A 6,553-nucleotide genomic window follows, 5' to 3' on the forward strand; every position below is an offset into this window, starting at 1 on the left:
GCGCCCGTCAGGCGTCGACGACCTCGTAGCCGGCCTCGTCGACGGCCGCGCGGACCGCCGCCGGATCCACCGGCCGGTCACTGGTGACCGTGACCCGGCCGCTGGCCAGGTCGACCTGCACGTCACTGACCCCGTCGACCGCGCCGACCTCGGTGCTGACCGCCTGTACGCAGTGCCCGCAGGTCATACCCTGCACCTGGTAGCTGGTGGTGACCATGTCCGTACTCCTCTCCACCCGCACCCCGTTACCCTCCGGAGCGGATCCTACTCATACCCGGTAGGGGTATCCGACGCCTGGAACCTAACATACCCGCCGGGGGTAGGGGTAACCTGGGGGCCATGACCGTTCCGACGCCCGCGCCCAGTCGTGGGTACACCGCCAGCAAGGACCAGCTCCTCGCCCGGCTACGCCGTGTCGAGGGCCAGGTCCGGGGCATCGAGAAGATGGTGGACGAGGACCGCTACTGCATCGACGTACTGACCCAGATCTCCGCCATCCAGGCCGCGCTGGACAAGGTCGCCCTCGGGCTGCTCGACGGGCACGCGCGCCACTGCATGCACGAGGGCATCGCCGAGGGCCGCACCGACGAGATGGCCACCGAGATGATGGCCGCCGTCGGCCGACTGATGAAGCGCGGCTGAGCCACCCCACCCCAGCAGCCACCCGGGCCTCCGACCGTCGGCGGGCCGGGAGAGGCCGCAAAGACACCACCCCTCTCACGCCCACATACCTGTGAGGAATAATTATTCCTCACAGGTATCTCCGCGAAGAGGATGTCTCTCATCGCGCGCGTCACCGTGCGTGACTCCACCAGCCCCGACTCCCGAGCGCGGATGAACATCTGGTGAACGTTCCGACGGAATCTCCCGACAGCGGGCGGTAACCAGGGGACGGGCGGCGGGAACAGACGGCTACCGCCTGCGCGGGGCGGGTCGGGTGGCTACCATCTCCGCGACGGACCTCCGGGTGCCGCGCCCACCACCGACCACCTCCGGTCACCGCCCGGCGCCCGACAGTGCCGACCCCGGCGAGTCCACGGGCGGGGTGAACCAATCGGCGCATGGACACGTATTCCGCCGTGGATCGTTTGGAGAGTCGCAATGGGCGCCGACCACACCCGTCCCGCCCCGTCCGCCCCACCACAGGTGCGACGGGTCCTCGTCGCGACGGTCGTCCCCCTCTTCGTCGCCACGTTGATCGCCGCTCTGGTGCTCTGGCCGGACCGGACGCCGCAGGCCGACGAGGGTGGGGACGTGCCCCGGTACCACGGCACGGTGACCCGAATGGTGACCGAGCCGTGCCTGCCCACCGAGCCCGGCCCGGAAGGCAGCCCGGCGGGGCCGGAGGGGCCGTGCGGCACCGTCACCGTCCGGGTGGAGCAGGGTCCGGACTCCGGGCAGCAGGTCGAGGTGCCGATCCCGGACGGGCCCGGCGCGCCCCGGGTCCAGGTGGACGACGAGGTCGTCCTGGTGGAGCTGGTCGATCCGGCCGATCCGGAGTCGAGCAGCTACAACATCGCCGAGCACCAGCGCGGCAAGCCACTGCTCTGGCTGGTCGTGCTCTTCGCCGCCGCGATCGTGGCGTTCGGCAGGTGGCGCGGGCTCGCCGCGCTCGGCGGGCTGGCGGCCAGCTTCGCGATCCTGATCACCTTCGTCGTACCCGGCATCAGCGCCGGTCAGCCGCCGCTGCTGGTGGCGGTGGTCGGGGCTGCGCTGATCATGTTCATCGTGCTGTACCTCACCCACGGGATCAGCGCCCAGACCTCGGTGGCCGTGCTGGGCACCCTGGGCAGCCTGGTGCTCACCGGCCTGCTCGGCGCGGCGGCGACCGCGGCCACCCACCTCACCGGGTTCGGCGACGAGAACGCCACCACCCTGTCGATGTTCCAGGCCGACGTCGACCTGCACGGACTACTGCTGGCCGGGATCGTCATCGGCTCCCTCGGCGTCCTCGACGACGTCACGGTCACCCAGGCCGCCACGGTCACCGAGCTGGCCCACGCCAACCCGAACCTGACCCGCAGACAGCTCTACCGGGCCGGTACCCGGGTCGGTAGGGCGCACATCGCCTCCGTCGTCAACACCATCGTGCTCGCGTACGCGGGCGCGTCGCTGCCGCTGCTGCTCCTGCTGGTCGCCGACTCCCGGCCGGCCGGCCAGGTGCTGACCAGCGAGTTCCTCGCCCAGGAGATCGTCCGCAGCGTGGTCGCCACGCTCGGGCTGGTCGCCGCCGTACCGCTGACCACCGGTCTCGCCGCGGTGGTCACCGCCGCCGGCCGCCGCGCCGCGGCCGGAACCGGGGCCCCGCCCGCCGACGGCTCCGGCTCGGCCCGTCCGCCGGCCCCACGGCACGACGCGCTCGAAGCCCTGAGCGCGCCCCGGGCCGCCAACCAGTCCCCCGACGCCCCCGCGAGGTGGCCTGACCGAGAAAGGAACACTGACCCCGCATGGTGACACTCCTCAGCGTGACCGCCACGGCTTCGCACCATGAGAAGCGCGTCACTGGTTACGCCCCGCCATGGCGAAATCACGCATTAAGTCGGCTTCCGGACGTAGATCCCAGGGGCGACTCTCGGGTAACCTCGCTGCCGGTCACCGCCGAAGGCGCGCAGCGGCGCCAGCGGTGCCGCCGCCCAATCGCCACTGCGCGAGCCGGGGAACCAGGTACCTGGGGTGAATCCGCGTCAGCGGTAGGGGCTACTTCCGTCCCGAACCCGTCAGCTAACCCGGTCGGCGGCCGACGGAAGGGAAGACTGTGACGGCACCCCTGCGCCGCTGGTTGGCCCCGGCGGCGGCGGTGATCACCGCGTTCGCCATCTTCGCCGGACCCGTGCCGGCGATGGCCGAGCCCTCCCGGCCCTCGGGGCACGAGGACGGCGACTCGAAACTGCTCAACGAGGTCATCGAGACGACCAACCGGGGCTACGTTCAGGCCAAGGCCAAGCTGGAGAAGTCCAAGAAGCGGCAGCTCCAGCTCGACCTGGAGGTCCGCCGGGCGCAGACCGAGCTGGACGAGCTGGCCCCGCAGGTCGGGCAGATCGCGGCCCAGTCGTACCGCAGCGGCCGGATCGGCGCGATGGCCATGCTGCTGGACAGCGGCCAGCCCGACTCGTTCGTCAAGCGGGCCCAGGCCCTCGACGAGCTGAACATGGTCAACGCCCGGAAGCTGGCCGAGGTGCAGGCGGTCAAGGACAAGGCGGCCAAGGCCAAGCTGGAGTTGGACGCCGAGGTCGGTGAGCAGCAGAAGCAGACCGCCATCATGGCCAAGCAGAAGCGGGAGGCGGAGAAGTCGCTCGCCCTCGTCGGTGGGCAGGGCCTGACCGGCGGCCTGGTGGCGGCCGAGTCGCCGGTGGCGCGGATGGGCCCGGGGCGGGACTCGGACGGCAACTGGCGACCGATGAGCTGCACCGAGAACGACCCGACCACGTCCGGCTGCATCACGCCCCGCACCCTCCACATGTACAAGGAGGTGAAGCGGGCCGGCTTCGACCGCTTCGTCGGCTGCTACCGGCCGGGCGGGCCGTGGGAGCACCCGAAGGGCCGGGCCTGCGACTGGTCGTTGCAGAACCGCGGGTTCGCCCCGTGGCACAACAACGACACCCGGATGTACGGCAACAACCTGACCGCGTTCCTGGTCCGCAACGCCGACCGGCTCGGCGTGTACTACGTCATCTGGAACCGGCAGATCTGGTTCCCGGCCAACGGCTGGAGTTCCTACAGCGGACCGTCGAACCACACCGATCACGTGCACGTCTCGCTGCTGTAGCCGCACCGACCACCGGACCGGGCCGTCCCCCACACCTGCGGGGGGCGGCCCGGTCCGTCGTGTGCGGTCGGGTCGGGCGGGTCAGAGGCTGCGGGGTACCGAGGCCACCGTGCGCACCCGGCCGGCGTTGAGCTGGTACGACATCCCCACCACCGCGCACCGTCCGGCCGCGATCTCGGCGGCCAGCACGGCGGAGTTGCCCACCAGTTCGTTGACGGTCTGGGCGATGTGGACGTCGATGATCCCCTCCGGGTCACCGATGCCCTGGGCGGCGGCGTGCCGCAGGCTGGGCAGGACGGCGTCGACCACCGCCCCGAGGTGTCCGGCCGGTCGCAGGCCCCCGGCGGCCACCGCCCCGGCCGCCGCCACCGCCCCGCAGGAGTCGTGCCCCAGCACCACCACCAGGGGGGTGTGCAGGACCGTCACCGCGTACTCCACGCTGCCCAGCACCTCCGGGCCGGTGGTGTGCCCGGCGGTCCGGACGACGAAGAGGTCCCCCAGGCCACGGTCGAAGATGATCTCGGCGGCGAGGCGGGAGTCGGAGCAGCCCACGATCACCGCGAAGGGGTGCTGCTCCCCGGCGACCGCCGCCCGGTGACCGGCGTCCTGGTTGGGGTGGCGGGGGGAGCCGGAGACGAACCGCTCGTTGCCCGCCTGCAACTCGGCGACGGCCTCGGCGGGCGTCTCCGGAGGGCGGGTCGGCGCCGGCACCCCGGCGGCGGTGGACTCGGACACCGACCGGGACCCGGTCGCGGCAGAAGGGCTCACGGTGCACCTCACCCTCGGAGGAACTGCCTGGTCACTCCCTGCGTCCGGACGGACACGGGGCCGCCACCACGGTCACACGCAGCGCAAGACACGTCAAGTAATACGTGATATGCATTTCAGGTGTCGAGGACGGTTCCGGTGGGTCGACGCCGGAACGACATCCGAGAGGCGGGTCATACCATGACGACCGTGGTGACGAGACCGGGCGGAAACGGGAACACACGGCACTGGACGTTCCTCACCAACCACGCACACGTCCTGCTCGCCATCGCCCGCAACCCCACCGCCCGACTGCGCGACGTCGCCGACGAGGTGGGCGTGACGGAACGCGCCGCCCAGGCGATCGTCGCCGACCTGGAGGCCGGCGGTTACCTGCGGCGGACCCGGGTGGGCCGGCGCAACGAGTACACCCTCAACCCGGCCGGCCACTTCCGCCACCCCGCCGAGGCGGACCAGCAGGTCGGCGCCCTGCTCGCCCTCTTCACCACCGGACCGGCCACCCGCTCCCCCGTCGCCTGATCCACCCGGGACACCGCCGGGCGGCCGGCGGGGCGGCGCACCGGAGGGCGGCGCACGCCCGTCGCCGTACCGGGTGGGGCCGGCGGTAGTCTCGGCGGGTGGGCAAGTCCTCGCGTCCGGAAGGGACGACGGTGACCGGGCGTACCCGGCGTGGCGCCGGCCTGGTCCTGCGCGGCGCGCTCGTGGCGTTGCTCGCGATAACGGCGGCACCCCCGGCGACGGCCACCGCCGCGCCACGCTGCGGCCCCACCGGCGGGCCCGCCCCCACCGAGCAGCCCTGGCCGCTGCGCCGGCTCGACCCGGCGGCGGCCTGGCGGCTCACCCAGGGCGCGGGCGTCACCGTCGCCGTCATCGACTCCGGTGTCTCCGCGACCCATCCGCTGCTGCGGGGCCGGGTCCTCGCCGGCCGCGACTTCAACGGTCTGCCGGCCCACCAGGGGCAGTGCGACGAGGTCGGGCACGGCACCGTCGTGGCGGGCATCATCGCCGGCCGGGTCGGGGAGAGCACGCCGTACAGCGGGGTCGCGCCGGCCGCCCGGATCCTGCCGGTCCGGGTCCTGCGGGACAACCGCCGCACCACCGACGAGGCGCTACCCGGGCAGATCGCCCAGGCGATCCGGTGGGCCACCGACAACGGCGCACAGGTGATCAACCTGTCCCTGGTCACGCTGCCCCGCCCCGAACTGGCCGACGCGGTCGAGTACGCGCTGCGCCGGCAGGTCGTGGTGGTGGCCGCCGCCGGCAACCGGGGGGAGCAGCAGCAGGACCAGCCGGCGTACCCGGCCAGCTACCCCGGCGTCATCGCGGTCGCCGGGGTCGACGAGCAGGGCGGGCACGTCGACACCTCGGTCAGCGGCGACCACGTCGACATCGCCGCGCCGGGGCTGAACATCCTCGGCCCCGCCCCGCAGGGTGGCGGCTACCTCGCCGAGCCGCAGGGCGGCACCAGTTTCGCCGCCGCATACGTCTCCGGGGTGGCCGCCCTGGTCCGCGCCGCGCACCCCGACCTGACCCCGGCGGAGGTCTCCCGTCGGTTGACCCGGACCGCCGACAACCCGCCCGAGGGGCGCAACGCCCAGGTCGGGTACGGCGTGGTGAACCCGTACCGGGCGGTGACGAGCGTGCTCGGCACCCGGAGCGATCCACCGCTCGGCGCGCTGCCGGCGCCGGTACCCACCGACGACCCGTTGGCCGGGCACCGGGTGGTGGCGATCTGGGCGGCGGTGGTGGGCGTGCTGCTGGCCGGCGTGCTGCTGACCGTCAAGCCGGTGCTGGCCCGGGGCCGTCGCCGCGGCTGGCGGCCGGGCCGACGGCAGGCCCCGGCCGAGAGCTGACGCACCGGGGCCCGACCGCCCTCCAGCGACCGGCCGGGAGCTGACCGACCGCGCACCACGGCCGGGCCGCCGGTCCGGGGCCGGGGGCTCAGCGCAGGATGCCCGGGGCGCCGCCGCCGCTGGTGCCCCAGACGTCCTCGTCCTCCTCCAGCCAGGTGTTGCGCGG

The 6,553-nt window shown here is 73.2% G+C and carries 7 protein-coding genes and 1 riboswitch; of the genes, 5 read left to right on the top strand and 2 right to left on the bottom strand.

Annotated features, from left to right (window positions below; all coding sequences use genetic code 11):
* Positions 1-7 precede the first annotated feature (7 nt).
* Positions 8-217: a heavy-metal-associated domain-containing protein gene (locus AWW66_RS30850; protein WP_067373997.1), complete on the bottom strand. Its 210-nt coding sequence runs from the start codon at positions 215-217 to the stop codon at positions 8-10.
* Between the two features lie 122 nt (positions 218-339).
* On the opposite strand from AWW66_RS30850, the gene AWW66_RS30855 reads away from it, so the two are divergent.
* From AWW66_RS30855 to AWW66_RS30865, 3 genes are all read left to right on the top strand, one after another.
* Positions 340-642 (top strand): metal-sensitive transcriptional regulator, encoded by a 303-nt coding sequence (locus AWW66_RS30855; RefSeq protein WP_067374000.1) that lies wholly within the window; start codon positions 340-342, stop codon positions 640-642.
* Between the two features lie 459 nt (positions 643-1,101).
* Complete coding sequence (locus tag AWW66_RS30860) at positions 1,102-2,454, top strand: YibE/F family protein (protein ID WP_067374003.1); 1,353 nt, start codon at positions 1,102-1,104, stop codon at positions 2,452-2,454.
* A gap of 166 nt (positions 2,455-2,620) precedes the next feature.
* Positions 2,621-2,751: riboswitch (cyclic di-AMP (ydaO/yuaA leader) on the top strand.
* 4 nt (positions 2,752-2,755) lie between these two features.
* Positions 2,756-3,766 (top strand): coiled-coil domain-containing protein, encoded by a 1,011-nt coding sequence (locus tag AWW66_RS30865; protein WP_067374006.1) that lies wholly within the window; start codon positions 2,756-2,758, stop codon positions 3,764-3,766.
* Between the two features lie 81 nt (positions 3,767-3,847).
* Here AWW66_RS30865 and AWW66_RS30870 read toward each other — a convergent pair whose 3' ends face one another.
* Positions 3,848-4,501: a carbonic anhydrase gene (locus AWW66_RS30870; protein WP_396890415.1), complete on the bottom strand. Its 654-nt coding sequence runs from the start codon at positions 4,499-4,501 to the stop codon at positions 3,848-3,850.
* A 213-nt stretch (positions 4,502-4,714) separates the two neighbouring features.
* On the opposite strand from AWW66_RS30870, the gene AWW66_RS30875 reads away from it, so the two are divergent.
* On the top strand, positions 4,715-5,053 hold the full coding sequence (locus tag AWW66_RS30875; protein WP_067374009.1) for a helix-turn-helix transcriptional regulator: 339 nt from the start codon (positions 4,715-4,717) through the stop codon (positions 5,051-5,053).
* Between the two features lie 98 nt (positions 5,054-5,151).
* Positions 5,152-6,387 carry a type VII secretion-associated serine protease mycosin gene (gene mycP, locus AWW66_RS30880; protein ID WP_245648566.1) on the top strand — a complete coding sequence of 412 codons (1,236 nt, stop codon included), beginning with the start codon at positions 5,152-5,154 and terminating at the stop codon, positions 6,385-6,387.
* Positions 6,388-6,553: the final 166 nt, after the last annotated feature.

It is taken from the genome of Micromonospora rosaria, from assembly GCF_001567585.1.
In the GTDB taxonomy this organism is placed as follows: domain Bacteria; phylum Actinomycetota; class Actinomycetes; order Mycobacteriales; family Micromonosporaceae; genus Micromonospora; species Micromonospora rosaria.

What these genes read in the sequence shown, in the direction of transcription:
- AWW66_RS30850 (WP_067373997.1), bottom strand. Translation starts at nt 217, where the DNA reads ATGGTCACCACCAGCTACCAGGTGCAGGGTATGACCTGCGGGCACTGC.
- AWW66_RS30855 (WP_067374000.1), top strand. Translation starts at nt 340, where the DNA reads ATGACCGTTCCGACGCCCGCGCCCAGTCGTGGGTACACCGCCAGCAAG.
- AWW66_RS30860 (WP_067374003.1), top strand. Translation starts at nt 1,102, where the DNA reads ATGGGCGCCGACCACACCCGTCCCGCCCCGTCCGCCCCACCACAGGTG.
- AWW66_RS30875 (WP_067374009.1), top strand. Translation starts at nt 4,715, where the DNA reads ATGACGACCGTGGTGACGAGACCGGGCGGAAACGGGAACACACGGCAC.